This window comes from Pseudomonas sp. GW822-FHT02D10 (assembly GCF_058802345.1).
Genome location: NZ_JBXAOB010000017.1, coordinates 1 through 25,458 on the forward strand (window position 1 = coordinate 1; position 25,458 = coordinate 25,458).

26 protein-coding genes and 1 pseudogene are annotated in these 25,458 nt (G+C 59.4%); 12 read left to right on the plus strand and 15 right to left on the minus strand.

The annotated features are described in order from the left end of the window. Positions 1–282: 282 nt before the first annotated feature. Complete coding sequence (locus AC1RPZ_RS22455) at positions 283–582, plus strand: DUF6124 family protein (protein ID WP_493139511.1); 300 nt, start codon at positions 283–285, stop codon at positions 580–582. A 35-nt stretch (positions 583–617) separates the two neighbouring features. Beyond that, entirely contained in the window at positions 618–884 is a 267-nt protein-coding gene (locus AC1RPZ_RS22460; protein ID WP_493139513.1) for a hypothetical protein, read from the plus strand. 99 nt (positions 885–983) lie between these two features. Here the strand turns inward: AC1RPZ_RS22460 and AC1RPZ_RS22465 are convergent, their stop codons facing one another. After that, entirely contained in the window at positions 984–1,472 is a 489-nt protein-coding gene (locus AC1RPZ_RS22465; RefSeq protein WP_493139514.1) for a hypothetical protein, read from the minus strand. 145 nt (positions 1,473–1,617) lie between these two features. Between AC1RPZ_RS22465 and AC1RPZ_RS22470 the strand changes: the two genes are divergently transcribed. Further along, the gene (locus tag AC1RPZ_RS22470) at positions 1,618–2,280 is read left to right on the plus strand and encodes a ribonuclease T2 family protein (protein ID WP_493139515.1); all 663 of its coding nucleotides are present in this window, start codon (positions 1,618–1,620) and stop codon (positions 2,278–2,280) included. Between the two features lie 98 nt (positions 2,281–2,378). Here the strand turns inward: AC1RPZ_RS22470 and AC1RPZ_RS22475 are convergent, their stop codons facing one another. After that, positions 2,379–3,032, minus strand: coding sequence for an HAD family hydrolase (locus AC1RPZ_RS22475; protein ID WP_493139517.1), 654 nt, complete (start codon positions 3,030–3,032; stop codon positions 2,379–2,381). Between the two features lie 52 nt (positions 3,033–3,084). After that, positions 3,085–3,621 (minus strand): demethoxyubiquinone hydroxylase family protein, encoded by a 537-nt coding sequence (locus AC1RPZ_RS22480; RefSeq protein ID WP_493139519.1) that lies wholly within the window; start codon positions 3,619–3,621, stop codon positions 3,085–3,087. Positions 3,622–3,828: 207 nt separating this feature from the next. On the opposite strand from AC1RPZ_RS22480, the gene AC1RPZ_RS22485 reads away from it, so the two are divergent. Together AC1RPZ_RS22485 and bla are read left to right on the plus strand one after the other, a co-directional pair. Next, positions 3,829–5,403 carry a sensor domain-containing diguanylate cyclase gene (locus AC1RPZ_RS22485; RefSeq protein ID WP_493139520.1) on the plus strand — a complete coding sequence of 525 codons (1,575 nt, stop codon included), beginning with the start codon at positions 3,829–3,831 and terminating at the stop codon, positions 5,401–5,403. Between the two features lie 62 nt (positions 5,404–5,465). Next, positions 5,466–6,365 (plus strand): class A beta-lactamase, encoded by a 900-nt coding sequence (bla, locus tag AC1RPZ_RS22490; RefSeq protein ID WP_493139522.1) that lies wholly within the window; start codon positions 5,466–5,468, stop codon positions 6,363–6,365. A gap of 32 nt (positions 6,366–6,397) precedes the next feature. On the opposite strand, the gene AC1RPZ_RS22495 is transcribed toward bla, so the two are convergent. Beyond that, complete coding sequence (locus AC1RPZ_RS22495) at positions 6,398–7,990, minus strand: DHA2 family efflux MFS transporter permease subunit (protein ID WP_493139523.1); 1,593 nt, start codon at positions 7,988–7,990, stop codon at positions 6,398–6,400. Next, positions 7,987–9,114, minus strand: a complete 1,128-nt coding sequence (locus tag AC1RPZ_RS22500) for an HlyD family secretion protein (RefSeq protein ID WP_493139525.1) — start codon at positions 9,112–9,114, stop codon at positions 7,987–7,989. The genes AC1RPZ_RS22495 and AC1RPZ_RS22500 overlap by 4 nt, the downstream gene beginning before the upstream one ends. 215 nt (positions 9,115–9,329) lie before the next feature. Between AC1RPZ_RS22500 and AC1RPZ_RS22505 the strand changes: the two genes are divergently transcribed. Then, positions 9,330–10,322, plus strand: coding sequence for a diaminopimelate epimerase (locus tag AC1RPZ_RS22505; RefSeq protein WP_493139526.1), 993 nt, complete (start codon positions 9,330–9,332; stop codon positions 10,320–10,322). A gap of 144 nt (positions 10,323–10,466) precedes the next feature. On the opposite strand, the gene codA is transcribed toward AC1RPZ_RS22505, so the two are convergent. The 3 genes from codA to AC1RPZ_RS22520 all read right to left on the minus strand — a co-directional run bounded on the left by codA (position 10,467) and on the right by AC1RPZ_RS22520 (position 13,334). Next, the gene (gene codA, locus AC1RPZ_RS22510; RefSeq protein WP_493139528.1) at positions 10,467–11,705 is read right to left on the minus strand and encodes a cytosine deaminase; all 1,239 of its coding nucleotides are present in this window, start codon (positions 11,703–11,705) and stop codon (positions 10,467–10,469) included. A gap of 98 nt (positions 11,706–11,803) precedes the next feature. Beyond that, positions 11,804–12,160: a 6-carboxytetrahydropterin synthase QueD gene (gene queD / locus AC1RPZ_RS22515; RefSeq protein ID WP_019692825.1), complete on the minus strand. Its 357-nt coding sequence runs from the start codon at positions 12,158–12,160 to the stop codon at positions 11,804–11,806. A gap of 94 nt (positions 12,161–12,254) precedes the next feature. Further along, positions 12,255–13,334: a patatin-like phospholipase family protein gene (locus AC1RPZ_RS22520; RefSeq protein ID WP_493139529.1), complete on the minus strand. Its 1,080-nt coding sequence runs from the start codon at positions 13,332–13,334 to the stop codon at positions 12,255–12,257. Positions 13,335–13,459: 125 nt separating this feature from the next. Between AC1RPZ_RS22520 and AC1RPZ_RS22525 the strand changes: the two genes are divergently transcribed. The 3 genes from AC1RPZ_RS22525 to AC1RPZ_RS22535 are packed head-to-tail and all read left to right on the plus strand — an operon-like array spanning position 13,460 to position 15,752. Next, complete coding sequence (locus AC1RPZ_RS22525; RefSeq protein WP_493139531.1) at positions 13,460–13,774, plus strand: PepSY domain-containing protein; 315 nt, start codon at positions 13,460–13,462, stop codon at positions 13,772–13,774. Beyond that, positions 13,774–14,442, plus strand: coding sequence for a response regulator transcription factor (locus AC1RPZ_RS22530; RefSeq protein WP_493139533.1), 669 nt, complete (start codon positions 13,774–13,776; stop codon positions 14,440–14,442). The genes AC1RPZ_RS22525 and AC1RPZ_RS22530 overlap by 1 nt, the downstream gene beginning before the upstream one ends. Then, positions 14,439–15,752, plus strand: coding sequence for a sensor histidine kinase (locus AC1RPZ_RS22535; protein ID WP_493139535.1), 1,314 nt, complete (start codon positions 14,439–14,441; stop codon positions 15,750–15,752). Before AC1RPZ_RS22530 ends, AC1RPZ_RS22535 begins: the two co-directional genes overlap by 4 nt. 107 nt (positions 15,753–15,859) lie before the next feature. Here AC1RPZ_RS22535 and AC1RPZ_RS22540 read toward each other — a convergent pair whose 3' ends face one another. Together AC1RPZ_RS22540 and AC1RPZ_RS22545 are read right to left on the minus strand one after the other, a co-directional pair. Continuing rightward, positions 15,860–16,615: a methyl-accepting chemotaxis protein gene (locus tag AC1RPZ_RS22540; RefSeq protein WP_493139707.1), complete on the minus strand. Its 756-nt coding sequence runs from the start codon at positions 16,613–16,615 to the stop codon at positions 15,860–15,862. A gap of 102 nt (positions 16,616–16,717) precedes the next feature. Further along, positions 16,718–18,007 (minus strand): annotated as a pseudogene (locus AC1RPZ_RS22545) (cache domain-containing protein); the annotation flags it as partial. Positions 18,008–18,210: 203 nt separating this feature from the next. Here AC1RPZ_RS22545 and ctpM point away from each other — a divergent pair. Further along, positions 18,211–19,893, plus strand: coding sequence for a methyl-accepting chemotaxis protein CtpM (ctpM, locus tag AC1RPZ_RS22550; protein ID WP_493139536.1), 1,683 nt, complete (start codon positions 18,211–18,213; stop codon positions 19,891–19,893). 113 nt (positions 19,894–20,006) lie between these two features. Here ctpM and trhP read toward each other — a convergent pair whose 3' ends face one another. Beyond that, entirely contained in the window at positions 20,007–21,332 is a 1,326-nt protein-coding gene (gene trhP / locus AC1RPZ_RS22555) for a prephenate-dependent tRNA uridine(34) hydroxylase TrhP (RefSeq protein WP_493139538.1), read from the minus strand. 157 nt (positions 21,333–21,489) lie between these two features. Between trhP and AC1RPZ_RS22560 the strand changes: the two genes are divergently transcribed. Next, on the plus strand, positions 21,490–22,551 hold the full coding sequence (locus AC1RPZ_RS22560) for an AI-2E family transporter (protein WP_493139539.1): 1,062 nt from the start codon (positions 21,490–21,492) through the stop codon (positions 22,549–22,551). On the opposite strand, the gene AC1RPZ_RS22565 is transcribed toward AC1RPZ_RS22560, so the two are convergent. From AC1RPZ_RS22565 to AC1RPZ_RS22575, 3 genes are all read right to left on the minus strand, one after another. After that, positions 22,548–22,730, minus strand: a complete 183-nt coding sequence (locus tag AC1RPZ_RS22565) for a hypothetical protein (protein ID WP_019692817.1) — start codon at positions 22,728–22,730, stop codon at positions 22,548–22,550. The two genes, AC1RPZ_RS22560 and AC1RPZ_RS22565, sit on opposite strands and share 4 nt — an antisense overlap. 106 nt (positions 22,731–22,836) lie before the next feature. After that, positions 22,837–23,031 (minus strand): hypothetical protein, encoded by a 195-nt coding sequence (locus tag AC1RPZ_RS22570; RefSeq protein ID WP_493139541.1) that lies wholly within the window; start codon positions 23,029–23,031, stop codon positions 22,837–22,839. 261 nt (positions 23,032–23,292) lie between these two features. Then, positions 23,293–23,631, minus strand: a complete 339-nt coding sequence (locus AC1RPZ_RS22575; protein WP_493139543.1) for a hypothetical protein — start codon at positions 23,629–23,631, stop codon at positions 23,293–23,295. A 245-nt stretch (positions 23,632–23,876) separates the two neighbouring features. Between AC1RPZ_RS22575 and AC1RPZ_RS22580 the strand changes: the two genes are divergently transcribed. After that, the gene (locus tag AC1RPZ_RS22580; RefSeq protein ID WP_493139545.1) at positions 23,877–24,695 is read left to right on the plus strand and encodes a shikimate 5-dehydrogenase; all 819 of its coding nucleotides are present in this window, start codon (positions 23,877–23,879) and stop codon (positions 24,693–24,695) included. Positions 24,696–24,723: 28 nt separating this feature from the next. Here AC1RPZ_RS22580 and AC1RPZ_RS22585 read toward each other — a convergent pair whose 3' ends face one another. After that, positions 24,724–25,371 (minus strand): YceH family protein, encoded by a 648-nt coding sequence (locus AC1RPZ_RS22585; RefSeq protein WP_493139709.1) that lies wholly within the window; start codon positions 25,369–25,371, stop codon positions 24,724–24,726. Positions 25,372–25,458 lie beyond the last annotated feature (87 nt).

Sequence of the window (25,458 nt, forward strand, 5' to 3'; positions counted from 1 at the left end):
CAGGCCGACCTGGTGAAATAAAGGCCTGCCTAACGGCAGGCCGTTACCGGCCCGCACACAAAAAATCTGACAGTCCCGTTGTTGCAGTCACATTGCAATGTAGCTATTGCTTTAGTTTTCTTCGGACATTTCCTGCAAGTCACAGCGCTTTCTGTGAACTTGTGCCCTATCACCCAGCCAGATAACCTTCCCCCGCCGCTGAAAAATCAGCGGTCGGATGTGGAAGTCCGTTTTGTAGCTAAAGGAGCCCAAGCACCCATAAATGCTAAAGGAGCTTCACCCATGAAAAAGATCACCCCCAATCCCCCCGAAACCGCAGCCGTTTCCGACCCCACCAACCACGTCTTCACCATCGCCCCCAACGTCGACACCGAAACCCTATTGATCCACGCCTCCGAAACCCTCGCGTCCCTCAACGCCATGACCACCGACCTGGCCTTCGAGCTCGAAGGTTCGCGGCGCCATGTGGCGTTGGCGATGCAGCAGTTGGTGGTACTCAGTGAGTTGTTGGTGAACCGGGCGCTGGAGCATTTCGACACGCCGGACTCGGCGTCCGGGGTTTCGTCCGCGGCTCGTCACTGAGTGCTCACGCTGGTTCATTCACTGGAGGTTCTGCCATGGCTCGATACATGCCGATCACCGGCATTGACTGCACAATCCCATCTTTGCTGATCGACACGGAAGCGCCGGTCGATGTGCTGCACGACACGGCGGCGTATCGCATTCGCTGTGTGACGCAATTGCTGGAAACACTTTCCCTGGGCGAGGGGCTCGGCCGTGATGCGTTGCTGTTGCAGGACTTTGCGCGGGTGTTGGCGATTCCGCTACGCGATGGCTGTGATTTGATGGATGTGGTGGGGCGACGCTTGCACGCTCAGCTCTGATAGCCGTAACGAAAATGGGCGACCTCGCAAGGTCGCCCATTTTTTTGTTTGGCAGGGAAGGGTGACATACCACACTTCTTCCCCGCGTTGCTCTCGGCTTTAGAGATCCAGGCCTTCCTGTATCACCGAGAGAAAGTTGTCTTCACTGAGCTCGACCGGCTCCGGCCGTGGTTGTCCGGTACGCGGGATGCTCTGGATCTGCCACTGCGCTTCACCGTGTTCGGTCTCGGTCCGGCGCAAATACAGTTCTTTGCCTTTGGCGAGGACATCGACACGGCCCATGCCACCAATGATGAAGCGAGCAATCGGGTCGAGGGTGATGCTGTTGTGGTTACCCTCGATCAGCAGTTTGTCGATGGCGTAGTTGAAGGTCTCGCCGGAAGGGAGGTTTTCGATAACGTGTGTGGGGACTCGGCGAATGTTCAAACCGGCTTCAATCAGCGGCTCCAGCCATGCCTCAAGCTGGTGGTACATCTCATAGACCTGTATCGGCCAATGTTCAATCGCCGTATCTGCGCAGGCTTCGGCGTCAGCACGGGTTTGCTGTTTTTGCTTCAGTTTCGCGGCGAGCTCATCTGCCTTACTCATTTCGATGTCCTATCGTGACGTCAGTGTGATCGTAGCGATTTCAAGGTACTTCACCTGAGCGGGTAATGGCCAGTTAGAATCCGCGGCAATGACAGGTTCACCACGCCGAGAACGATCAACCGATCTGTCCCAAAGGAGAGGGTTAATGAAAAAACTGTATGCACTGGTCGCGCTGTTTGCGCTGACGATTGGCAGCGTGGGCATGAGCGACGCTCGGTCCCATCGCGATAAGCAGCAGACCGAGTCGGTGGCGGGGGTGTTTGATTATTACTTGCTGACACTGTCCTGGTCGCCGACGTTTTGCCTGACCCACCAGAACAATCCGCAATGCTCAGGCAAAGGCTACGGCTTTGTGCTGCACGGTCTCTGGCCGCAGTACGCCAAGGGCGGTTGGCCGGAGTCTTGTCTGCCGATGGTGCCTTTGTCGCCAGCGGAGCAGAAACAAGGGCTGACGTTGTTTGTGACGCCAAAATTGCTTCAGCATGAATGGTCAAAGCACGGCACCTGCAGCGGCCTCGGCGCCTCGGGTTATCTGGATGTGGCGGACAAGGCGGTTGGCGCGGTGAAGATCCCGGACAAGCTGAAACCCTTGAGCACCGAGATCTACTTCCCGGCGCAGGAAATTGCGCAGATGTTCCGTCAGAGCAATCCCGGGATTCCCGAGAATGGCATCGCGATTGTCTGCAACGGACCTGAGTTGTCGGAAGTGCGAGTATGCCTGGGTAAGGACTTGTCATTCGGGTCTTGTGGCAAGGGCGTGAAGAGTCAGTGTCGGGCGGGGGATATTCGGGTTCCGCCAATGCGTTGATGGGGATCGTTGTAGGTTTATTGGCATAAAAAATGGGCGACTTCGGTCGCCCATTTTTGTGTGTTCGTTGCGCTGATAATGTGTGGCTTGTCGGTTCGTTATGCCGGCTCACTCAGGGCCTGCACGGGCAAACCCAGTGCCGCCAGGTCTTTGCGCAGTTGTGCCGCACTGGTGAACTGCAGCGCGTTGAAGCCTTCCCGGCGTGCGCCTTCGATGTTCGGCGCGTGGTCGTCGATAAACACCGCATGGTGGCCTTCGAACTGGTAGCGAGATTTCATTAGTTGGAAGATCGCTGGGGCAGGCTTGATGATGCCTTCGGCGCCAGAGACGAGGATGCCCTCGAACGTGTGCAGAAAGGGAAAGCGCTCAAGGGCAATCGGGAAGGTTTCGGCGGACCAGTTTGTCAGGGCCAGCAGGCGGAAACCCTTGGCGTGCAGTTCATTCAGGACCAGCACGGTTTCGTCCAGTACGCCGCCGAGTGTCTCTTCCCAGCGCTCGCGGTAGGCACGAATCAGCGCCTCTTGTGACGGGTGCCGTGCGATGGCTTCGTCGATCCCTTCCTGCCAGGACCGGCCAGCGTCCTGGCGCTCGTTCCACTCGGGAGGGCAGACCTCTGAAAGAAACGTCTCCATGGCCTGTACGTCATCACCGAAGATCTTTCGGTAAAGGTTTCTTGGATTCCAGTGAATGAGGACGTTACCGAGGTCGAACACAACGGTGTCGATGGTTGTCGGGTGGTTCAGAGTGCTCATGCTTTTCCTCCTTGGATTGGCTTGTGTGGGCGGTTCTAGGGTAGTTCTGTTTTTACCGCATCCCAAACCGAATAACACCTTCCGTAAACAAACTGATCATCCATCTGAACGGCCCATACAGCAGCGCGCTGCCGCCTTCGATTCGGCCGGTATCGCGATGGTTTTCCTCATCTTCCAGAATCGACTGGACTGTTTTCCAGGCCGCCGAATCGTTTCGGCTTTCAAGGTAGGAGAGCTGATTTTTCAGATGGCCCACCACAACCGACTCCACGGCCCAGGTGCAGGCCATGACGCCGCTTTTCCCGAGTAGCGCCGAGATAAAACCCATGAACCAGCCCCCGGCGCCGCAGAGCCAGTAGCTCTTGCACTTGATGCCATTGCGGCGCTGTATCTCTTCCCAGAACAGGTTCATGTGACGTTTTTCGTCTTCCATGAAGCTTTCCAGAAGGGGCACGTAGTCTTTGCGCAGCAGGCGGGATACAAAGATCTGCGATCGGTAAATGTTGATGGCGCCAAATTCTCCGGCGTGGTTCACCTTGAGAATCTTTTTGGCGGTGTCCAGCGATGCGGTGCTGTCTTTGTATTTCATTGGGTGTGGACGTTCACAGGGCTGTATCGGTGGGGAGCATTGATGTTTCAAATGAGCATCGACGAATGCGTTGAACAATACAGGAGAAAGGGCCGCGAATTTATGACTCGCGCCGTTATTTGCCCCTCATCACCCTCGTAAGCTAAGCTCCCCGGCATTAAGGGATCTGGGCTTTTGCTCATGCCTTACCCTTCAAGGATGATGCTTTTGCCTACCCCCATTCACGACCCTCATAATCCCCCCGGCGGCCCTCTTAAACGCTTGCCTCTGCGCAAAGCTGCGGTGATGTTTGTTGCGGCGATTTGCCTGTGCTTGTGTGGCTTGCTTTACCTGCAACTGGAGCAGTCCCGGCGCCACGATTTGTCATTGGCTGAGGTGGCGTCGGCGAACCTGACGCGGGCGATGGCGCAGCAGGCGCAGGACACGTTTTTGAGCGCGGATCTGGTGATGACCAGCCTGGTCGACTGGATTCAGGAGGACGGTTTTGGCGTGGTGCAGAACCCGCGGTTGCAGCGGACCTTTGCGCGGCGGGTGCAGGCGCTTGAGCAGTTGCACGGGCTGTTTCTGTTCGATAAAAACGGGCAGTGGGTGGTGACATCGTTTGATGACCTGCCGCGTCGCGGGGGTGTGGCTGATCGCGACTACTTCACGTTCCATCAGCAGAATCCCACGTTGCTCGCGCACATTGGGCCGGCGATTCATAGCCGGCAGAACGGTGAGTGGATCATTCCGATTTCCCGGCGGGTGAATGACCAGCACGGCGAGTTCCAGGGCGTGCTGATGGCCGGGATCAAGCTGGCGTACTTCGATCAGTTCTTCAAAAGCTTCAGTCTCGATGACAACGGGGTGATGTCTCTGGTGTTGTCGGACGGGACGTTGCTGGCCAGGCGGCCGTTTGATGCGTCGCGAATAGGCGAGTCAGTGGCGCATGGGGATATTTTCCAGCAGCACTTGCCCCATGCCACCTCCGGCAATGTAATGATCCGTTCGGTGCTGGACGGTGTGGTTCGCCTTTACAGCTATCGTCGGCTGGATGCCTACCCGCTGGTGGTTGCGGCGGCGACCCCGGAAGAAACGATTCTTCGGGGGTGGTACGCCAACGCCTATCAATCCAGTGTCATCGTCGCCCTGGTGGTACTGGGTGTTGGCTTGTTCGGTTGGGTGTTTGTGCTGCAGGTTCGCAATGGTGAACTCATCGAGGCGGATTTGCGGACCGCGCAAGAGCGGCTGGAAGTGATCGCGACTCACGACAGCCTGACCGGGTTGGCGAATCGTCGACTGTTCGAACGGGCGCTGGACATTGAGTTCGCACGCGGTGCCCGTCAACAGAGTTCGTTGAGCCTGATCATGCTCGATATCGATTTTTTCAAACGCTACAACGACACCTACGGTCATGTGGCGGGGGATCAGTGCCTGGCAGAAGTGGCGCGAGTGGTGAAAAGTTGTTGTCACCGCAAGTCCGATCTGGCGGTGCGTTACGGCGGTGAAGAGTTCGCGGTGCTGTTGCCCGATACTGACATTCACGGTGCCTTTACGATTGCTGAGCAGATCCGCCACAGCGTCAAGGACAAGCACATCATCCATTCCGGCGCGCCCTCGGGGCATTTGACGGTGAGTCTGGGCTGTTTTGCGTTTGTACCCAAAGACGGGGACAGCATCGAAGTGTTCATTGAGCGGGCAGATGCAGCGATGTACCAGGCCAAAAATTTTGGTCGAAATCGCACGATGGTGTTGTCGATGGAAGGCTGTCCCGACGCGGCTGTGTATTCAGAAGTTTGCTGAGGGGCAGGGCACCGATTGCAGATCGAGTCCGCCTGTCATTTGGATTTTTTACGAGGCACGGCATGAAGTATTCACCCTCGCGACGTTCATTGTTGAAGGCAGGCCTGACACTGCCGTTGATCACTCTGGTGTGCCCAGTCTGGGCAAGCGCTTCATCCCCGGATAAACCACTGGCCGAGCTTTACAAGCAACTCGCCGAGTTGGAGAACAGTGCAAAAGGTCGGCTGGGCGTTGCCTTGATCAACACTGCCACAGGCCACGAGTTTCAGTATCGGGGCGGGGAGCGCTTTCCGTTTTGCAGCACGTTCAAGTTGATGCTGGCTGCAGCGGTGTTGCACAAAAGCATGGCCGAACCTGGGTTGCTCGACAAACCTGTCGCGTATGGCGAAGCCGACTTGCTGTCTTACGCACCGATCGCTAAACAGAACCTGAAACAGGGTATGAGCGTTGCGCAGTTGTGTGCCGCCACGTTGCAATACAGCGATAACACCGCTGCCAATTTGTTGATCAAGGTGTTGGGTGGCGTGGCAGGGGTTAACCAATTTGCCAAGCGGCTGAGTGACCCGGCGTTTCGTCTTGATCGTTGGGAGCCGGAGTTAAACACCGCCATTCCCGGTGATCCTCGTGACACCACCACACCCGCTGCAATGGCCGCGAGTGTGCAGAAAGTGGTGCTGGGTGATGCACTGGCGGCGGCGCAAAGGGAGCAGTTGGCGACCTGGCTCAAGGGCAATACCACCGGCGATGCGAGCATTCGAGCCGGTACGCCGGCGGGTTGGGTCGTCGGTGATAAAACCGGTAGCGGCGACTACGGCACTACCAACGATGTGGCGGTGCTTTGGCCGCAGCAGGGTGCGCCCGTCGTGCTCGCGGTTTACTTCACCCAACATCAAAAGGACGCCGAAGCGCGTCGTGATGTGCTGGCTGCTGCAACCCGTTTGGTGATGGCACACGTGTTCTGATTGACGCTGAATGCTCCAGGCCTGAGTCGGGATCAATGGGCGTCTGCTGACGGCGCGGCCGGTGGTTGCACTTTGCGCATCAAGGGCACCATCAGCGTCGCGATGATGAAGCAGACCATGATCATCAGGAATGCGTCGCCATAGGTTTGCGTCTGGGCTTCGCGGTAGGTCAGCAGCCACAGTTGGTGCAGGCTGGCAGTGACGCCCGCGTCGCCGTTCTGACCCAGGGCGGCGAAGTTGCTGCCGACCTGTGATAGCCACTGGTTCAGGGCTTCATTGCTGCTGTTCAGGTGCTCGGCCAGTCGCGTGAAATGCAGGTTGGTGCGGTCATTGAGGATCGTTGCGCAGGCGGCGATGCCGATCGCACCACCGAGGTTGCGCATCAGATTGAACAACCCCGACGCATGCTTCAACCGCGCCGGGGCCAGCCCGCCAAGGGTCAGCGTGACGGCCGGCGGCACCGCCAATTGCTGGGCTATCCCGCGCAAGGCTTGCGGCAGTATCAATTCCCTGGCCCCCCAGTCATGGGTGATCGGGCTGAAATCCCACATCGATAACGCGAACAGCCCAAGGCCGGTCATCATGATCCAGCGCAGGTCGACGCGGTTGGCCAGAAAGGCATACAGCGGAATCGCCATGATCTGGAACACCCCGGTGGAAAACACCGCCAGACCAATGTCCAGTGCGCCATAACCGCGTACCCGGCCGAGAAACAGCGGCGTCAGGTAAATGGTCGCGAACAGGCCGATCCCGGTGACGAATGAAAAGAAGCAGCCGAGGGCAAAGTTGCGGTCTTTCAGCGCCCGCAGATCAACGATCGGGTTGGCCACGTGCAAGCTCCGGCCGATGAAGGCCAGGCCCGCCAGCCCGGAGATCCACGCAGTGGTCAGAATCGTCTGATCGCTGAACCAGTTCCAGCGCGGACCTTCTTCCAGGGTGTACTCCAGGCAACCGAGAAACAGCGCCATGAAGACCATACTCAGGTAATCCGCGCCCTTGAGCAGAGACAGTTCCGGCTGGTCGATTTTCACCAGCATCGGCACCGCAATGGCGACGAAAATCCCCGGCACCAGGTTGATGTAAAACAACCAGTGCCAGGACGACACGTCGGTGATCCAGCCGCCAATCACCGGCCCGAGGGTCGGCGCCAATGAGGCCACCGCACCAATGGTCGCGGCGGCGATGACCCGTTGTTTGCCGGTGAAGAAAAAGAACGCGGTGGTGAACACCAGCGGGATCATCGAGCCGCCGAGAAAACCTTGCAGCGCACGGAAGGTGATCATGCTCTGGATGTTCCAGGCCGCGCCGCAGAGCAGGCTGGCCAAGGTGAAGCCGACCGCCGAAACGCAGAACAGCCAACGGGTGGAAAACACCCGCGACAACCAACCCGACAGCGGAATTACGATGATTTCGGCTATCAGGTAGCTGGTCTGCACCCAGGCGGTTTCGTCGGTGCCGGCCGAGAGCCCACCGCCGATGTCACGCAGCGAGGCCGAAACAATCTGGATATCCAGCAGCGCGATGAACATGCCGATGCACATCGTGGCGAAGGCAAATACCTTGGTCGCTGTCGCCATGTTCGCGGCATCGAACGGTTGGGCCTGGGCGGTGAGGGCGCGGCTCATGGTGCGCTGGCCTGGGCGACGGCAACTGTCGGTTCCTTGGGCGCGGTTTTGGTGTCCACCGATGCAGTCACCGACAGCCCTGGACGCAACTGGCCGAGTACGCCGTCGGCCGGATCAAGGAGGATCCGCACCGGCACCCGCTGGACGATTTTGGTGAAGTTGCCGGTGGCGTTTTCCGGTGGCAGCACGCTGAACTGCGCGCCAGTGGCCGGTGCCAGGCTGTCCAGATGACCATGGAATTCGCGACCCGAAAGCACGTCGGCATGAATGCTCACGCGTTGGCCGGGCACCATGTGCGCCAGCTGATCTTCCTTGAAATTGGCATCGACCCACAATCCGCTGGCCGGCACCACCGAGAGCAATTGCGAGCCGGCCTGGGCATAGGCGCCAACCCGCGCCCGGCGGTTGCCGATCACCCCGTCGACCGGCGCGCGCAGTTCGGTGTAACCGAGGTTCAGCTGGGCCAGGTCACGTTCGGCACGCGCCTGCATCAACGCCGCTTTGGCTTGTTGCTTGTGGGTTGCGATCACGTCCAGCTGCCGTTGCGTCGCGAGCAACTCGGCTTGTGCCCGGGCACTCAGCGCCTGAGCAGTCTTGAAGGTGGCATCGGCGCGTTGCGCACTTTCTACCGACACCGCATTACTGCCGACCAGTTGTTTGTAGCGGGCATTGTCATCCCGCGAACGGGCGGTTTCCGCGCCTGCGGCATCAATCCCGGCACGCGCCTGACCGATCACCGCGTGTTGCAATTGCTCTGTGGCATCGAGGTTGGCCAGCAGCGCTTCCTCCGCGGCAACGGCGCCTTCGGCCTTGGCCAGGCTGGCGCGATAGTCGCGTGAATCGAGGCGTATCAGCAGGTCGCCAGCCTTGACGCGCTGGTTGTCGGTCACCAGCACTTCTTCGACATAGCCTGCGACCTTTGGCCCGATCACCGTCACGTCGCCACCGATGTAGGCGTCGTCGGTTTCTTCGATGAAGCGGCCGCTGGTCCACCAGTGCGCTGCGTAGATCGCGATCAGCACCAAGGCCACGAGGCCCGCAACGGTGAGCAGTAAGCGCTTGAGCAAAGGTGGGCGCACAGGTTGCACGGCAAGGGAAGGATCAACGGCGTTCAGGTTGGTCATGGCAATCCCCTATGGGATATCAGTCGTTATTACGGACGTAATATGACGTAGGTAATATTTTCTGACAATTGATTTTTTCGGCCACTCGTCGGTTTCAGTGACTTGCCACGGGTGCCCCGTTGCGTTTTTGAGCGCCCTTGAGGTTCTGCGCGTGTGATTCGAGTCGCCAGCGCTTACAGTAGCGGCGTGTTCCAGACCTTACTCAGGACCTGTCCATGACGTCGCTTTTCGATGCCCGCGGCAACATCTACGCTGTTGTCAGCCCACACGATCTGCGCCAGCGCGGTATCGATCTGCCGGAGGACGCCAGCCAGTCGGCGCAAAGCCGTTCCGACTGGGCTCTGTCTGCGGTGGAAGCCATTTGCAGTTGGGCCCCCGGCACCCAACCGGCCGGAGCCAAGGAGCACCGTTCTGATGGCTTGCTGGTCGGTCCGTTTCAGGCCGCGCCACCGTTTGACCTGTTGATCGTCAACACCGACGGCTCCCTGGCCGAGCGCAGTGGCAACGGCCTGACGATTTTTGCCCAGGCGCTGACCGAGCAGGGCTTGATGCCAGCGCAGGGGCGTTGCCTGCTCAAGGTTCACCACGACAAGCGCGATGCGTTGTCGCCGGTCGAGACCTCGGTAGAGTCAGCACAGGTGGAGGGCGTGCAAGGTTTCTGGCTGGACCTTGGCAAACCGGCTTTCGGGCCGGAGGCGGTGGGGGCTCAGGCGGTCGAGGCGCGGACGTTGAATCAACGTGAGTTGAGCCATGTGCCGATGCTCGCGCGGCTGAATCGGCAATGGGGTTACAGCCAGTTTGTGCGGGTCGGTAATCCCCATTGTGTGACCCTGGTGGCGGATGCCGATGCGTTGCCGAGCAATGAGCAGATGCGCGAGCCCGAGTTGTCGGCCCACCTGACGCGCATCGCTTTCGCGCCACCGACCGGGTCTGGCGGGCCTTGTCCGGCGGGCGTCAATCTGCAATGGGCGATGCTGGAGTCCGGGAATCGCATTGTGGCTCGGGTCTTCGAACGCGGCGAAGGCCCGACCGCATCTTCCGGCACCAGTGCCAGCGCGGTGGCCTGCGCGGCGTGGCGTGTGGGTTGGGTGACGACAGGGACTGTGGCGGTGGTGATGCCCGGTGGTACGGCGCCGGTTTTGCTCGAAGAGCAGGACGGTGAACTGAGTCGGGTCAGTTTGTTTGGTACGGCGCGATTGATGCTCTGATGATGCGTTGCCGGTCAGATCGCCATCGTCGGATCGCCGCCCGGAGCAAGCTCGCTCCCACAGGTGAACTGCGACGACCACAATAATTGTGACTGACACAGATCCTGTGTGGGAGCGAGCTTGCTCGCGATGGCGTCAGCCCGGTCAGCCGAAAAGCTCCACCACCGGCATCTGCCGCTTCATCAACACCTTCCCGGCGCGAATCGAGTACAGCGGCAAGCCCTGGCTGCGGATCACCTCGTAATCGCTGTCGGCCGAGAGAATCAGCAAGTTGGCCGGACGTCCCGGCTCCAGCCCGTAACGATCACCCAGGGCCATGGCTTTGGCGCTGTTGTCGGTCACCAGGTCCAGCGCAGTTTGCAAATTGCGGTAACCGAGCATGTGGCAGATGTGCAGGCCCGCTTCGAGCACCCGCAGGATGTTGCCGTTACCCAACGGATACCACGGATCGACGATTGAGTCCTGACCGAAACATACGTTCATTCCGGCTTCCAGCAACTCGTTCACCCGGGTGACGCCACGGCGTTTCGGAAAGTTGTCGAAGCGCCCTTGGAGGTGAATGCTTTCGGTCGGGCAGGAGACAAAACTGATCCCCGAGTGCCCGAGCAGGCGAAAGAGCTTGGCGCAGTAGGCGTTGTCGTAGGAGCCCATGGCCGTGGTGTGGCTGGCGGTCACCCGTGAACCCATGTCGCGGCTGCGGGCTTCTTCGGCCAGCACTTCAAGAAAGCGTGAATGCGGGTCGTCGGTTTCGTCGCAATGCACATCCACCAGGCAGCCGGTGCGCTCGGCCAGGTCCATCAGGAATTTCACCGAGCTGACACCTTGATCGCGGGTGTACTCGAAGTGCGGAATGCCGCCGACCACATCGGCGCCCAGGGCAATGGCCTCGGTCATCAATTCGCGGCCATTGCGGTAGGACTCGATGCCTTCCTGGGGGAAGGCGACGATTTGCAGGTCGATCAGGTGTCGACTCTCTTCGCGCACTTCAAGCATCGCCTTGAGCGCGGTCAGCTGCGGGTCGGTGACATCGACGTGGGTGCGCACATGCTGAATGCCGTGGGCGGCGAGGGCATTGATGGTCTTTTTGGCGCGGGTTTTGGTGTCGTCCGCAGTGATGGTCGCCTTGCGCTCGCCCCAGCATTCGATGCCTTCGAACAACGTGCCGCTCATGTTCCAGCGCGGTTCACCGGCGGTCAGCGTCGCGTCGAGGTGAATGTGCGGCTCGACGAAGGGCGGTACAACGAGGTTGCCGCCCGCGTCGAGGTCTTCGGGGCCGAGGGTTGGCGCCTCGGTTTGACGGGCAATGTTGGCGATCAGGCCGTTTTCCAGGTGCAACTCATGCAGGCCTTCATAGTTGCGCAGGCGGGCGTTGATGATGTGCATGTGGGGCAGGTCCTTTTCTCGATCGATAGCGCGAGTGAATGCCTGAATCATAGGCATAAAAAAACCACCGGTCTCGGTGGTTTTTTTGATCCCCAGGCTTATTCGCCGTGGTAGATGCACCCGCTGGTGCAAGTCTCATGAATCCGAATCGCACTGAGTTCCGGCAGCAATGGCTTTAACTCGTTCCAGATCCACTTCGCCAACACTTCACTGGTCGGATTCTCCAGGCCTGGAATGTCATTCAAATAGTTATGATCCAAACGCTCATACAGCGGCTTGAAGATCGCCTTGATTTCCGAGAAGTCGCGGATCCAGCCGGTGTGTGGATCGAGGTCGCCGCTCAGGTGAATCGCCACTTTGAACGAGTGACCGTGCAGGCGGCCGCACTTGTGGCCTTCCGGGACGTGGGGCAGGCGGTGGGCGGATTCGAAGGTAAACTCTTTGAAGATTTCCACAGTGGTTTGAGCTCTGTCAGGTGGCTATCGCCCACAGCGATGGGGCAGGTCGCGAGTTTAACAGTTTGGGTTCCGGGTTGCGGGAAAACACTGACTAAAGGGTCAACAGCTGCTCGCCCAAACGTCCGCTGGCGCTGAGTTCGAGGAACTCGTCACCGAGCCGCTGGCTCTCGTCCATGGCGGTTTTCCAGTATTTCTGGCGGCTGGTCGGGTCACCCATGAAGCGCTTGAAGTCGTTCCGGTCGGGCAACTTGCCGTAGGGCAGGCGCGACAGGTACGCCTTTGACGGCGCCACCAACAGCACGTTCTGCAAGCGCCCCGGATTGCCGCGTCGCCATGGCAGGGTTTTGTCGAACCAGCCGGGAATCACCCGATCGGTGAAGTGTGGGTAGATCACGATGTCATCACCGCTGTACGGCAAGTCGAGGTGGTAATCCAGCAAACCGCCATCGCGATAAGTCCCCGCGCCAGCGCCGGGCAGGTCGCGCACGCCTTCCATGACCATCGGGATCGAACCCGACGCGAGCAAGGCTTGGCGTAAGTTGCCGGCATTGAGCGGGACGAAACGCGACGGGAAGTCGTTCAGCGCGTTGAGCGGTGGCGCCAGACGAGGGTCATGGACGATCAGCCGTTCAAAGTGCCGCGACAACCGTGAACGCCCACGCAGGTTGTCGGCAATCACCGACGACAAGCCAAGCCCGAGCCGCCCGCGATGATCGTCGGCGAGCAGACCGTGGCTTTTCACCAGCATGATGTTCAGCCGATACAGCGGGTTGCCGAGCAGCAGCGCATCGCGGCCGTCGAGCAAGTCATGCAGCATGCGCTGCGAACGCTGGCTGATCTGCGCCATGCTCACACCCTTGGAAAAACTCTGGGCGTTGTACAGCTCACCGAGACGCCTGATGCCTTCGGCGGCGTCCGGCAAACAGGCACTGGCGAAGCGCCAGGAACCGACCGAAGCGCCGATCAACGAGCGCTCGCGCGGTGCGGCCGGTAGCCATTCGCCGAACAGCGCCAGGTCCAGACCTTGAATTCCCAACGCTTTCGGTCCGCCGGCGGCACCGGGCAGTGTGCCGACATCCAGGGCGCTCAAGCCGTTATTGCGAATCCGCGTCAACGCCCGTGGGCCGGCCTTGAGGGTCAGGGCGGAGAATTTGATGTGGATAGCGGTCATACCGGTCTCAATTTTTTGTAGGAACTCGATGATGGCAATTCAGTTTCAGTTAAGTTCATGTGGCTAGGGTGACTCCCCGGGGAATCCATGAAGAATACGCAGGCACTCCATGCTCAGGATACGTAATGAAGGTTAATCTGCGCACTTATGGTCTGGCGACCCTGACGCTTCTGGCATTTTGCTCGGTGGTGGTGGCCCGCGACCTGGATCAGGACGAAGCCCTGCGCCTGCGTCAGCAAGGGGTGATTCTGCCGCTTGAGCAGCTATTGCAGCAGGCCATGGACCGCTACCCCGGCGCTAAATTGCTGGAAGCCGGGCTTGAAGAAAAGCACGACGTTTACCTCTACGAAGTCGAGTTGCTGACTGCCGACGGCGTGGTGCGTGATCTGGATCTGGACGCCGCCACCGGGCGCTTGATCAAAGACAAGGAAGATGACTGATGCGCCTGCTGCTGGTGGAAGACCATGTACCGCTGGCCGACGAAGTGATGGCCGGGCTCGATCGCCAGGGCTACGCCGTCGACTGGTTGGCCGATGGCCGCGATGCGCTGTATCAGGGCCGCTCTGAACCCTATGACCTGATCATTCTCGATCTCGGGCTGCCTGGGTTGCCGGGGCTTGAGGTGCTCAGCCAATGGCGTACGGGTGGCCTGGCCACGCCGGTGTTGGTGCTGACCGCACGCGACTCCTGGGCTGAGCGTATCGAAGGGCTCAAGGCCGGTGCCGATGACTACCTGAGCAAACCGTTTCACCCGGAAGAGTTGCACCTGCGGATTCAAGCACTGCTACGGCGCTCCCACGGCCAGGCCAATCAACCGACGCTCAAGGCCGCCGGATTGCAGCTGGACGAGGGCCGCCAATGCGTGATTCGCGATGGCGCCGAGATTCAGCTGACCGCTGCCGAGTTTCGCCTGTTGCGCTATTTCATGCTGCACCCGCAGCTGATCCTTTCCAAAAGCCACCTCGCTGAACACCTCTACGACGGTGAAACCGAGCGCGACTCGAACGTGCTGGAAGTTCACGTCAACCACCTGCGCCGCAAACTCGGCCGCAGCGTGATTGAAACCCGGCGCGGTCAGGGTTACCGGTTCGGTGGGCAGGCTCAGTGAAGTCGATTCAGCGTCGTTTGAGCCTGGGGCTGATCAGCGTCATGGTGATCGTAGGGCTGGTGCTGGCGCAAACCAGTCTGTGGTTGTTTGAAATGGGTTTGCAGCGGTATCTGGAAGCCGGGCTGCGCAACGACAGTGAAAACGTGCTGATGGCGTTGGTGCGGGGTCCGCAGGGTTTGCAACTGGACGAACGACGTCTGTCACCGGCTTATCAGCGACCGTTTTCCGGGCATTATTTTCATATCGACTTCGCCGACAACCACTGGCGCTCACGTTCGCTGTGGGATCAGGAATTACCGCTGCTTGATCATTCCGGGCTGCACAGCAACCTGCAACTGGGGCCGGAAGGCCAGCAATTACTGGTCTTGCGCGCGGACTACCGGCGGTTGGGGCAGTCGATTTCCATCAGCGTGGCGCAGGACTACACCCCGGTGCGCGAGAGCTTCCAACGCATGCGCCAGATCGGGCTTGGGTTGGGGCTGACGGGGTTGCTGCTGATTCTGGTGTTGCAGCGCGTCACCGTGCGGCGTGCCTTGCGACCGCTGGAAAATGCCCGCGAGCAGATTGCGCAGTTGCAACAGGCGCAACGTTCGCAACTGGACGCTCAAGTGCCGCTGGAGCTGGAGCCCTTGGTGGCGCAGATCAACCATTTGTTGGCGCACACCGAAGACAGCCTCAAGCGTTCGCGCAATGCCCTGGGCAACCTCGGGCATGCGCTGAAGACGCCACTGGCGGTGCTGTTGAGTCTGGCGTCGAGCGAAAAACTCGACGCCCATCCAGAACTGCGCAAGCTCCTTCTGGCGCCACTCGAACAGGTTCAGCAGCGACTCAATCGCGAGCTTAATCGCGCGCGTCTGGCGGGCGATGCCTTGCCCGGTGCGCAGTTCGATTGCGCTGCCGAGCTGCCGGGGTTGTTGGCGACCCTGAACATGATCCACGGCGAACACCTGCATCTGAGCGAAATCGCGCCGGCCGGTTTGCACTTGCCTTGGGATCGTGAGGATTTGCTGGAGCTGCTCGGCAACCTGCTGGACAACGCCTGCAAATGGGCGGACGCCGAGGTTCGCTTGAGCATCGTCGAGACGGCTGAAGGGTTTGTGCTGGCCGTGGAAGACGATGGGCCGGGCATCCCCGAAGCGCAGCGTGATCAGGTATTCAGCCGCGGTGCGCGCCTGGATGAGCAGACTGACGGGCATGGCCTGGGACTGGGCATCGTGCGCGATATCGTCGAGGCGTGGGGCGGGGAGATGCGGTTGCAAGAGAGTGAGTGGGGTGGGTTGAAGGTGGTGGTGGAGTTGCCTCGACGCTAAAAGATCGCAGCCTGCGGCAGCTCCTACGCCGATCACTGTAGGAGCTGCCGCAGGCTGCGATCTTTTGATCTTGTTTGGTGGCGAGCCTGTTACGCTACCTCCTGACATCAAACCCTGAACTGATCCATCAAACTCTGCTGCTGATTCGCCAGGCTATTGAGCGACTGGCTGACCCGTGCCGATTCATTGGCCTGACCCGACAGCGATTCCGTCACGTCGCGAATGGTCGCCACGTTGCTGTTGATCTCCTCGGCCACTGCGCTCTGTTCTTCGGCAGCGCTGGCGATTTGCAGATTCATGTCGGTAATCACCGTCACCGCATCGCCGATCTGCCGCAGGGCGGTGACCGCCTGGCTGACTTGCTCGACACTGCCCTGGGCCTGGCGATGACTGTTGTTCATCGAGCCGACCACGTCTTGCGTGCCGCTTTGCAGCTGTTCGATCACCTGACGGGTTTCTTCCACCGACTCTTGCGTGCGGCGCGCAAGGTTGCGCACTTCATCGGCCACCACTGCAAAACCACGACCGGCTTCACCGGCGCGGGCGGCTTCGATGGCGGCGTTCAGGGCCAACAAGTTGGTTTGTTCGGCGATGGCGCGAATCACTTCCAGCACCGAACCGATCTTCTCGCTGTTGGCGGCCAGGCCTTCGACCTGGGTCATCGCGGTGCTCATCTCTGCCGCCAGGCTGTCGATGCTGGCGGTGGTGCGGTCGATCACAGTCAGACCCTGACGGGTCGCTTGATCGGCATCGCGTGCCGCTTGAGCCGCCTGAGCAGCACTGCGGGCGACGTCCTGGGCGGTGGCGCTCATTTCGTGGGACGCGGTAGCCACCTGATCGACCTGACGGTACTGCTGCTCCATCCCGGCGCTGGTCTGGGTGGCGATGGCCGACGATTGATCTGCCGTGCTGCGCGCGTCCTGCACCGAGCGTTTTACTTGCGCGATGATCGGTTGCAGCTTGTCGAGGAAACGGTTGAACCAGCCGGCCAATTGCCCGAGCTCGTCTTGCTTGTCGTAGGCCAGACGGCGGGTCAGATCGCCTTCGCCGCTGGCGATGTCTTCCAGCATGCGCGCCACGCCGAGAATCGGTTTGGTCACACTGCGCGCCATTAACCACACCAGCAACAAACCGATGACCGCAGCCAAAACGCCGAGGCTCAGCTCGATCAGGGTGCCGGCGGTGTTGCGTTCGTCGAGTTGTTTTTTCAGGGTTTCGGCGGGGCCGACCAGGACTTTCTCCGGTACATCGAGCAATACGCCCCACGATTTGCTACCGGGGATCGGCTGGAACGGCGACAGCACCTTGAGTAGCTGATTGTTGTGCAGGCTCTGGGTCTGAGTGCTGGCGGCGAGCCTGCGGATCAGCTCGGCACCGCTGTCCTTGTCCACGGTATCCAGACGCTGGCTGAGTTTGCTGGCGTCCGGGCTGTAACCGGCGAGCAGGCCGACCGGGCTGAGGATGCTGACGGTGGTCTGGCCGTCATAAAGCTTTTTGCTCGCTTGCTGGCTGGTCGCTTGCAGGCTGTTGAGGTTGATGTCGACCGACAGCGACGCGATGACCTTACCGTCGACCATCAACGGGAAGACGATGCTGGTCATCAGCACGTTCTGGCCGTCGATCACATAAAAGTAGGGTTCGATCACGCAGGGCTTGAGGGTGGTGCGCGGGCAAGTGAACCAGGCGTTGGCGGGCTCGCCACTAGGACCGGTGCTGGTGTCGGCCATGTCGCTTTCCGGCAGCGACATCGAGTTCAGCTTGCCGGCGGTCGGTTGCGACCAGTACAGGGCGAAGCGGCCCTTGTCGTTGCTGCCGAGTTCTTTCTGGCCGACGAACAGTTCGTCCTTGCCGTCCAGTGCGTTGGCTTCGAACACCAGTGACAGGCCGAGCAATTGCGGGTTGGCTTGCAGCGCCGACTTGACCTGGCGGGTCAGGTCTTCACGCAGGTCGAAAGCATCGAGAAAGCGCTTCTCGGCTTGTTCACGCAGGAACAACACCTGGCGCGAGAACCCGTGGCCATATTGATAGGCGTCCATGAACTGCTGGCGAATCCCCAGCGCCTGAACTTCACCCAGCGCCTCGATGCGTGCTTGAGCCGCTTCGTTGAGCATTTCCATGCTCGAGGCTTTTACCAGCTCCGAACTGTGCTCCATGCGATACAGCGAAAGACCTACCAGCAAGGTCACGACGCCGGCCAGGCACAGCCCGGCGAGCAGGGTGATCTTCCATTGAATGGAAAGTTGTCTGAGCGACATGGAAACGTCCTTTTATTCGATAAATATCTGAGACTTTGCACTGTAGCGGCGGCGTTTCTCCTTTCTTGATCCATTCGAATAAATAAGAAAACACGTAACCCATGGCGCGTCGTTTTCATCACAGGCCAGCCGGCGCCTACAGTTTTGCGCAGGCCGGCCGTTAATGCTTTAACCACGCTAATAAAATCCAGAGTGAACAACTCATGCGCCTGAGCCTAAAAGCCAAAGTCTTGTCCCTCTCCGTCCTCCCGGTTTTGCTCTTTGCGCTGGTGATCAGTCTGACCACCGCATTCATCTTGCAAGAGCAGGCCCGTAAAGAAGTCGAAGAAACCCGTCAGCGTTTGATGAACGATGCCAAGGCCACCCTGCAAAGTTACGTTGCGGTGGCGATGACGGCGATCAAGCCGCTTTATGACGCAGCAGCACCTGGCGATGATGCGGCTCGCGCGCAAGTGATCAAATTGCTGTCGAGCATCAGCTATGGCAAGGACAGTTACTTCTTCGGTTACGACTCCAACACCGTGCGCCTGTTCAAGGCCAACAGCCCGGACGGTGTCGGCCAGAGCTTCAAGGACAACCGTGATCCGAACGGTGTGTACGTCAACCGCGACCTGGTGAAAGTCGCCAAGGACGGTACGCACTACCTGCAATACAGCTCGCCGTTGCCTGGCGACAGCAAAGTCCTGGTGCCCAAACTGGGTTACACCGAATACCTGCCTAAATGGGACATGGCCATCGGTACTTCGGTGAATCTTGATGGTGTCGAAGCTCAGGTCGCTGAAGTCGAGGTCAATGTTCGTCAGCGTATGGAAGGCGTGGTGCTGAGCATCGTCGGCATCGCGGCGGTGGTACTGCTGGTGATCGCGGCGGTCGGTCTGTTTGTGGCCAACACCATATTGCGTCCGCTGCACCTGATGAAGGCCAATCTGGACGACATCGCGGCAGGCGAGGGTGATCTGACGCGTCGTCTGGCGATTACCTCTCAAGACGAACTGGGCGAGCTGGCCGGCTCGTTCAACCGCTTTGTCGACAAGATCCACAGCCTGGTCCGGCAGATTACCGAGATGACGTCGCAGCTCACCGGGTTGGTCAATCAGGTGTCCGATCAGGCCCAGCGTTCGGAGCAGGCCATGGAACGCCAGCGTCACGAGACCGATCAGGTGGCCACGGCGATCAACGAGATGTCGGCGGCGGCGCAGGAAGTGGCGAAAAGTGCCCAAGGCGCTGCGGTCGCGGCCCAGCAAACCGACGAAGAGGGCCAGGCGGCCAAGCGTGTGGTGGCCGGGAGCATTTCGCAGATTCATGCACTGGTTAAAGATATTCGCAGCAGCGGGGTTTCTCTCGACAGTTTGCAGCAGGATGTGGCGTCGATTGTCAGTGTGCTTGGGGTGATCCGTTCGATTGCCGATCAGACCAACCTGCTGGCGCTTAACGCTGCCATCGAAGCCGCTCGCGCCGGTGAGGCCGGGCGTGGCTTTGCGGTGGTTGCCGATGAGGTGCGCGCACTGGCCAGTCGCACTCAGCAAAGCACTCAGGAAATCCAGGGCATGATCGACCGTTTGCAGGCCGGTACCCAGTCGGCGGTCGACGCCATGCGCCGCTCCAGCGATGCCGGTGACGGCACTTCGGCTCAGGCCAATGAAGCTGGCGCTTCGCTGGACACCATGGCCCAGTTGATTGGCACCATCAATTCGATGAACGCACAGATCGCCAGCGCCGCCGAAGAACAAACCGCCGTCGCCGAAGAGATCAACCGCAGCGTGCATCAGATCGCCGTGGCAGTAGACAGCGTCGCCGACGAAACCCAGCGCGGCGCGCAAACCTCCCGCAGCCTGGCGGATCTGGGGCAGCGGTTGGGCAAATTGGTCGGGCAGTTCCGAATCTGATCGACAGACGAAATCCGTAGGAGCTGCCGAAGGCTGCGATCTTTTGATTTTCAGCGTCCTTGATAGCACTAAAAGATCGCAGCCTTCGGCAGCTCCTACGAGCAGACCAGGCCTCAGCCTCCACGCACATCGCGCATCAACAGCCCGAACTGCAAATCCACCGCATCCGGAATCGGCAGATACACGGTGTGCCCGTCCCCCGGCGCCACTTCAATCGCTTCACCTTTGGCACTTTGCAATTGATGCAAGTCGAAGTGGAAATTGCCTTTGGGCGTCATCAATTCCATGTGATCACCTAAGGCAAAGCGGTTCTTCACCTTGACCTCCGCCAGCCGATCACGGCGCTCACCAGTCAGTTCACCGACGAACTGCTGGCGCTCCGACACCGAGCTGCCGTTCTGGTAATTCTGGTATTCGTCATGCACATGCCGGCGCAGAAAACCTTCGGTGTAGCCACGCTGGGCCAGGGATTCGAGGTCGGTCATCAAGCTGCGGTCGAACTCGCGACCGGCCACGGCATCGTCGATGGCGCGGCGGTAGACCTGAGTGGTCCGGGCGCAGTAGAAGTGCGATTTGGTCCGGCCCTCGATCTTCAACGAGTGGACGCCCATCTGCGTCAAGCGAGCGACATGCTGTACGGCGCGCAGGTCCTTGGCGTTCATGATGTAGGTGCCGTGTTCATCTTCGAAGGCCGGCATCAGATCATCGGGACGGTTGGCTTCCTGTAGCAAAAACAGCTGATCGGTCGGTGCACCGATTCCCAGCGTTGGTTCCGGGACGAACGCTTGAACGATCTCGCTCTCGCTGTTTTCCATGGCAGGCTGCGCCGAGTATTTCCAGCGACAGGCATTGGTGCAGGAGCCCTGATTGGCATCGCGCCTGTTCATGTAACCCGACAGCAGGCAGCGCCCGGAATAGGCCATGCACAGTGCGCCATGGACGAATACTTCCAGCTCCATGGCGGGGACTTGCTGGCGAATCTCGGCGATTTCTTCCAGTGACAGCTCCCGCGACAGGATGATCCGGCTCAGGCCCTGCTGCTGCCAGAACTCGACGCTGGCCCAGTTCACCGTGTTTGCCTGCACCGAGAGGTGGATCGGCATCTGCGGGAAATGCCGGCGTACCAGCATGATCAGCCCGGGGTCGGACATGATCAGCGCATCCGGGGCCATGGCAATGACCGGCTCAAGATCCTTGAGAAAGGTTTTCAGTTTGGCGTTGTGTGGGGCGATGTTCACCACCACATAGAAGCGTTTGCCCTGGGCCTGAGCTTCGCGGATACCGAGGGCCAGGTTGGCATGATCGAACTCGTTATTGCGCACGCGCAGGCTGTAGCGCGGTTGGCCGGCGTAGACCGCATCGGCGCCGTAGGCGAAGGCATAACGCATGTTTTTCAGGGTGCCGGCAGGGGCGAGCAGTTCAGGCGTGGCGAGGGGCATAAGGAGCTCGATCACAAAAGCTCGCGAGGGTAGAGCAGTCGTGTCGGGCGTTTATTGATCTGGATCTATGCTGGATGAATAAAGCAGAGCACTCGGGCGTCTCGTGGCTGACTAAAACGGGCAGCCGGTGTCTGCGTGCTACTGACAGGGATCGGACATGAACCAAACCGTTGTGCGAGACAAATCACTGCTGGTGCTGTTGGTACTGGTGACCGCAGCGTTCCTCTGGATTCTGCTGCCGTTCTACGGTGCGGTGTTCTGGGCGGTGATTCTCGGCATTGTGTTCGCGCCCTTGCAGCGTCGGCTGCAAGTGAAGTTTGGCTGGAATCGCAATCTGACGGCTCTTTGCACGTTGAGCATCTGTCTGATAATTGCCATTTTGCCAGTGATCATTACCAGCGTCTTGCTGGTGCAGGAGGGGGCGAACCTCTACAAGAATATCGAGAGTGGCCAGTTGGATATTGCCGGCTACCTGGCGCAGTTAAAATACAGCTTGCCACCGTATTTTCAGCACCTGCTGGACCGCTTTGGCATGGGAGATCTGAACGCCTTGCGCGAGAAAATCGTCAAGAGCGCGATGCAGGGCAGTGAGTTTTTCGCCAGTCAGGCGTTCAGCTTCGGTCAGGGTACATTCGAGTTCGTGGTGAGCTTTTTCATCATGCTCTATCTGCTGTTCTTCTTTCTGCGCGACGGTGCCGAACTGGCGCGCGAGGTCCGTGCGGCTGTGCCATTGGCGGAACATCAAAAGCGCCGCTTGCAGCTCAAGTTCAATCGCGTGGTGCGAGCCACGGTCAAAGGCAACTTGCTGATGGCTATCACACAAGGTGCGCTGGGTGGTTTGATTTTCTGGTTTCTGGATATTCCCAGCGCATTGCTCTGGGCGGTGATAATGGCGTTTCTGTCGCTGTTGCCAGCGGTGGGGGCGGGGATTGTCTGGGTGCCGGTAACGGCTTGGTTTTTGCTCAGCGGGGCGATCTGGCAGGGTGTGGTGCTGGGCTTGTTCGGGGTGTTCGTGATTGGTCTGGTGGACAACGTGCTGCGGCCGCTCCTGGTGGGCAAGGACACCCGGATGCCGGATTACCTGGTCCTGATTTCGACCTTGGGAGGTCTGGCGATCTTCGGTCTCAATGGTTTTGTCATTGGGCCATTGATCGCCGCGCTGTTCATGTCGAGTTGGGCCTTGTACATCGAAACCAAGCCGCGAGTGCAGTTGCCTTAAGCGCCCAACGCGTAGGTGCCGATACGTTGCGACAGCGCCTGGGCGGCAGGTAATGAAGTGAGCGGACCGCTGATCGCGACGCCGTCTTGAACCAGATACCAACAGGCGAGCAGTCCTAGCTCTCTGAGCGGTGCGGGAACGGCGCTACCAATAACGGACATGATCTGAACCTTGGGCATAAGTACCTCCATCAATCTATGGAGCTACCTTACTGACCCGACGGTTTAACGGAAAATCAACGCTCTCGATAGTACACATTGACGACAACATGGCGAATTGCCGCTGTCAGTCGACAACCTGGTCGAGCATGATCATCACTTCATGATCGTTGAGCAGGCCTTTACGCACCAGGTTTTCGGCGAGCAGCGAGAGAAACTTGGCGCTGCGATGGCCTTCCAGGTGTTTGAGCTCGGTCAATGCGTTATAGACCTTGCTTGAGGTGCAGAGTCCGGCAATGTGGTGCGGGTTTTGCGTGGGCATAAGGGGCGTCCTTGTTGTTATGAACCGTTTATTACGGACAATTCAAAGCTTGCTGAACTGTCATGACATAAATATGACGGTTGTTGTGCGTAAGCCAGGGCATTCGTTGGATCAATCATGTCAAATTTAACCGCAGTCATTGTTCCGGCAGCGACCCTGGCAAGATTTATTCAGACATCGTTTAACGCGTGAAACGAAAACAGGCCCCGTTTCGAGGCGGGGCCTGTGTTATGTAGCTTGAGGTGATTACCCGCCTGGGCTTCAGTAACGAGGCTGAACGTAATACCCCGGTGCCGGGCGGTAGTAGACCGGTGGCGGTGGCTGGACATACACCGGCTGTGGCTGAACGTAGACCGGTTGTTGTACGTAAACCGGCTGCGGCTGAACGTAGACCGGTTGTTGTACGTAAACCGGACGCTGCGAGTCGGCGACGACTGATCCTGCTACCACGGCGCCCAACACAGCGCCAACGGCGAGCGGCGCACCCCAGCCCCAGCCGCCGCCATGGCCATGACCATAATAGTAGCCATGGGCTTGCGCCTGTCCTGCGACAGCAAATGCACCGATCAGCAAGGCTATTACAGGGAGTTTGCGGATCATGATAATTCCTCGTGTTTTCGTCCCGGCGCTTGAATCTGCGATAGAAGCAAGGATAGTCGCGGGGATAACTATCAGACAGCGTTTTTTGGCGAATCTGCGACGCGTCTGAGTAAATATTGTGTAAGGTCTGTACCGGCATCTTTACCTTTAAATGCCAGCCGGGCCACAGGCCTCGTTATGATCTGATAAACCAGATGGACTGGCCAATCCCGTCCATCTGAAAGTGCAATTCGAAGGAGATCCACATGCTGATGAACCCAAACAAAGACACCCAACTGTGTATGTCACTGTCTGGGCGCCCCGGGAATTTCGGCCTGCGTTTCCACAACCATTTGTATGAGCAACTGGGTCTGAATTTCTATTACAAGGCGTTCAGCAGTCAGGACCTGCCGGGGGCGATTGGCGGGATTCGTGCCCTGGGTATTCGCGGCTGCGGCGTATCGATGCCCTTCAAGGAAGCCTGCATCGCGCTGGTCGATGAGCTGGACGCGTCGGCCGAGGCCATCGCCTCGATCAATACGATCGTCAACACCAGCGGACACCTCAAGGCTTACAACACCGATTACATCGCCATCGAGCAACTGCTCAAAACCCATGCCGTGCCGCAGGACTCGACGTTCGCCTTGCGCGGCAGTGGCGGGATGGCCAAAGCGGTGGCCAGCGCCTTGCGTGACGGTGGCTATAAAAACGGTCTGATCGTGGCGCGCAACGAGCGCGCCGGTCGCGCCTTGGCCGACTCGCTGGGTTATCGCTGGCAAGCGGAACTCGGCGGCGAGCGCCCGCGAATGCTGGTCAACGTTACGCCGATTGGCATGGCCGGTGGTGCCGAGGCCGATCAACTGGCCTTTGAAGCTGACGCCATCGATGCCGCAGAAACGGTCTTCGATGTGGTGGCGATCCCCTCGGAAACCCCGTTGATCATGCGCGCTCGTGCCGCTGACAAACGGGTCATCACCGGGCTTGAAGTGATCGCCATTCAAGCGCTTGAGCAGTTTGTGCTGTACACCGGCGTGCGCCCCAGCGATGAGCAGTTCCAGAAGGCAGTGGCGTTCGCCCGTAGCTGATTCAGCGCAGCAGCTCAAGGTTTCGGTGTTATTCGAGGCGTGCCAAACGTTCTTCGAGTGCCGCAATCCGTGCTTCAAGCTCTTCGATGCGTTCCACCGACACGCCACCGTTGGCGCCACGTTCCACCGGGTTCTGGCGGGCGGCGAGGATCGCTTCGATGTCGGCCGGGTCGCCCAGTGCGTGCATGTAGCGGTCTTCGCGTTGGCCCGACTGGCGTGGCAGCAACATCGCGAGACCGCGGGCAATCAGGCGCTCCAGCTGATGGACAACCTGTTCGGCATCTTCGAAATCGTGCATGCGGCCGCTGCGCGTCAGCAGTTCATTGACCGTCTGCGGACCGCGCAGAAACAGCAAACCGGTCAGAATGACCTGGGCTGGTACCAGTTCCAGCGCCTTGTCGAGTCGATGCTCCCAGCGATCGGCGCGGCTACCCATGACCAGCTTGGTGAAGCCACGACCTTCCAGGGCACGCAAACTTTGCCCGACCTGACCCTGGCTGAGATTCATCACCGGTTCCCGGCTGGTTTTCTGGTTACAGGCAATGACCAGCGCATTCAGGGTCAGCGGATAGGTTTCCGGGCTGGTCGCCTGTTTCTCGATCAAGGAGCCGAGAATCCGCAGCTCCGTGCTGCTCAGCCGCAGTTCATCGGTGAGCGTCTCGTGTTCGGTGCTCATGCTTTCTGGACCCTTGCTAACCGTTACTTCCATTTTTTACTCCATAATTTAGCAACAGACCCTGGTTTTTCAGGCCAGATCGCTCCC

Bases quoted from the DNA above. Each gene is read 5' to 3' on its own strand.
- AC1RPZ_RS22525 (WP_493139531.1), top strand. From the start codon at position 13,460: ATGAAGGTTAATCTGCGCACTTATGGTCTGGCGACCCTGACGCTTCTG.
- AC1RPZ_RS22540 (WP_493139707.1), bottom strand. From the start codon at position 16,615: ATGGAGCAGCAGTACCGTCAGGTCGATCAGGTGGCTACCGCGTCCCAC.
- AC1RPZ_RS22475 (WP_493139517.1), bottom strand. From the start codon at position 3,032: ATGAGCACTCTGAACCACCCGACAACCATCGACACCGTTGTGTTCGAC.
- AC1RPZ_RS22520 (WP_493139529.1), bottom strand. From the start codon at position 13,334: ATGACCGCTATCCACATCAAATTCTCCGCCCTGACCCTCAAGGCCGGC.
- AC1RPZ_RS22505 (WP_493139526.1), top strand. From the start codon at position 9,330: ATGACGTCGCTTTTCGATGCCCGCGGCAACATCTACGCTGTTGTCAGC.
- AC1RPZ_RS22455 (WP_493139511.1), top strand. From the start codon at position 283: ATGAAAAAGATCACCCCCAATCCCCCCGAAACCGCAGCCGTTTCCGAC.
- ctpM (WP_493139536.1), top strand. From the start codon at position 18,211: ATGCGCCTGAGCCTAAAAGCCAAAGTCTTGTCCCTCTCCGTCCTCCCG.
- AC1RPZ_RS22460 (WP_493139513.1), top strand. From the start codon at position 618: ATGGCTCGATACATGCCGATCACCGGCATTGACTGCACAATCCCATCT.
- bla (WP_493139522.1), top strand. From the start codon at position 5,466: ATGAAGTATTCACCCTCGCGACGTTCATTGTTGAAGGCAGGCCTGACA.
- AC1RPZ_RS22570 (WP_493139541.1), bottom strand. From the start codon at position 23,031: ATGCCCACGCAAAACCCGCACCACATTGCCGGACTCTGCACCTCAAGC.
- AC1RPZ_RS22495 (WP_493139523.1), bottom strand. From the start codon at position 7,990: ATGAGCCGCGCCCTCACCGCCCAGGCCCAACCGTTCGATGCCGCGAAC.
- AC1RPZ_RS22580 (WP_493139545.1), top strand. From the start codon at position 23,877: ATGCTGATGAACCCAAACAAAGACACCCAACTGTGTATGTCACTGTCT.
- AC1RPZ_RS22480 (WP_493139519.1), bottom strand. From the start codon at position 3,621: ATGAAATACAAAGACAGCACCGCATCGCTGGACACCGCCAAAAAGATT.
- AC1RPZ_RS22470 (WP_493139515.1), top strand. From the start codon at position 1,618: ATGAAAAAACTGTATGCACTGGTCGCGCTGTTTGCGCTGACGATTGGC.
- trhP (WP_493139538.1), bottom strand. From the start codon at position 21,332: ATGCCCCTCGCCACGCCTGAACTGCTCGCCCCTGCCGGCACCCTGAAA.
- AC1RPZ_RS22465 (WP_493139514.1), bottom strand. From the start codon at position 1,472: ATGAGTAAGGCAGATGAGCTCGCCGCGAAACTGAAGCAAAAACAGCAA.
- AC1RPZ_RS22530 (WP_493139533.1), top strand. From the start codon at position 13,774: ATGCGCCTGCTGCTGGTGGAAGACCATGTACCGCTGGCCGACGAAGTG.
- AC1RPZ_RS22585 (WP_493139709.1), bottom strand. From the start codon at position 25,371: ATGAGCACCGAACACGAGACGCTCACCGATGAACTGCGGCTGAGCAGC.
- codA (WP_493139528.1), bottom strand. From the start codon at position 11,705: ATGCACATCATCAACGCCCGCCTGCGCAACTATGAAGGCCTGCATGAG.
- AC1RPZ_RS22500 (WP_493139525.1), bottom strand. From the start codon at position 9,114: ATGACCAACCTGAACGCCGTTGATCCTTCCCTTGCCGTGCAACCTGTG.
- AC1RPZ_RS22575 (WP_493139543.1), bottom strand. From the start codon at position 23,631: ATGATCCGCAAACTCCCTGTAATAGCCTTGCTGATCGGTGCATTTGCT.
- AC1RPZ_RS22565 (WP_019692817.1), bottom strand. From the start codon at position 22,730: ATGCCCAAGGTTCAGATCATGTCCGTTATTGGTAGCGCCGTTCCCGCA.
- AC1RPZ_RS22560 (WP_493139539.1), top strand. From the start codon at position 21,490: ATGAACCAAACCGTTGTGCGAGACAAATCACTGCTGGTGCTGTTGGTA.